Origin of the sequence: Asticcacaulis sp. AC402, from assembly GCF_000495835.1 — a bacterium.
Classification (GTDB): domain Bacteria; phylum Pseudomonadota; class Alphaproteobacteria; order Caulobacterales; family Caulobacteraceae; genus Asticcacaulis.
In genome coordinates this window covers 1-1,570 of sequence record NZ_AWGC01000066.1, presented here as the reverse complement: position 1 = coordinate 1,570, position 1,570 = coordinate 1, and the positions used below count along the sequence as shown (strand labels likewise).

The 1,570-nt window shown below is 54.1% G+C and carries 1 protein-coding gene; it reads left to right on the top strand.

What is annotated here, in order from left to right:
* Positions 1–266 precede the first annotated feature (266 nt).
* Entirely contained in the window at positions 267–1,538 is a 1,272-nt protein-coding gene (locus ABAC402_RS38890; protein ID WP_023451365.1) for an IS110 family transposase, read from the top strand.
* Positions 1,539–1,570: the final 32 nt, after the last annotated feature.

Sequence of the window (1,570 nt, the reverse complement as noted above, 5' to 3'; positions counted from 1 at the left end):
GTTCGCCACCGGCCTATGGCCGACCCCCAGCAATGAAACGTTTCCGAGTATGTTCCCTCGGCTTTTTCAGTTTGCTATAATCGGCAGGTCGTCGGCAATGAGGTCGGTTCGTCTATGGTGTTGAAGAACCCGTGTATTAGTTTGACCTGGGACACCTCGATCACCCCCATTTTAGCCAAGGGGCGGCAACGCTCCCGGAGCTTGATTCCTAGAGTTCTTTTCTTTGAGGTGCCCACGCCCGCGACACCCTTGTGAAGGAGTATCCTATGGATGTCATGTTTGATTGCGTTGCGGGTCTTGATGTTCACAAAGCCATGATTGTGGCCTGTGTTCGCAAAATCGTTGACGGTAAGGTGGAGCGGGAGTGTCGGACATTTGAGACGACGACGACCAGCCTTTTGGATTTGCTGGAGTGGCTAACGGAGTCCAAGTGCACTCACGTGGCAATGGAGGCGACCGGGGTGTACTGGAAGCCGGTCTGGAATATCCTCAGCGAGGGGGATTTTGATCTCATTCTGGCGAATGCGGCGCATATCAAGAATGTCCCCGGCCGCAAAACGGACGTCAACGATGCTACGTGGATCGCCGATCTTGTGGCTTGCGGCCTTATTAAACCCAGTTTTGTTCCGGAGGAAGAAATCCAGGAATTGCGGTCACTGCAACGTGCTCGCAAACAAATGATCCGCGAGCAAACCCGCCATACCCAGCGGATCCAAAAGACCTTGGAAGAGGCCAATATCAAACTGGATTCGGTTGTCAGCGAGATCATGGGCGTCTCCGGTCGCAGGATGATCGAAGCGATGATCGAGGGGGTAAAGAACCCTACCAAGTTGGCGGCCTTGGCTGACCGGCGTCTCAAGGCCTCACCCAAGGAACTCTACGACGCGTTGCATGGCCGGCTCACGGACCATCATCGTTTCATGCTCAAGCTCTATCTCAGCCAGTACGATACCTTGGATAAGTCTATCTTCGAAATCGACCAAAAGGTTGATGTCGCGATCGAACGCATGGATGCGGAGGTGGCAGCGGGTAAGGCCACCTTTCGATCCCTGATCAACCTGCTCAGCACCGTCCCAGGCGTAAGCGTCTTGTCAGCCACAACGATCTTGGCGGAGATCGGCACGAATATGAACCGCTTTGCCACCGCAGGGCACTTGGTCGCATGGGCTGGGATGTGTCCCGGCCAGAATGAGAGCGCAGGCAAACGAAAGTCTTCACGCCTGCGTAAAGGGGCGCCTTGGCTGAAAACAATGCTCGTCCAGTGTGCCTGGGCCGCAGTCAAGAAGAAGGACAGCTACTACAGAGCCCAGTTCAACCGGCTAAAGGCCCGAGGCGGAGCAAAGAAAGCGATCTGCGCCGTCGCGGCCTCCATGCTAACCGCCATCCATAACATGCTCAAAGACGGCACTGAACACATCGATCTCGGCGCAGACCATTTCGATAAACGCAACACCGACATGAAAGCTAAACACCTGGTACATCAGCTTAACAAACTCGGATACAACGTCGATCTCCAAACCCTACAAAAAGCCGCGTAAAATCAATGCCTAGATTTTTAGTTTCTTCCTAG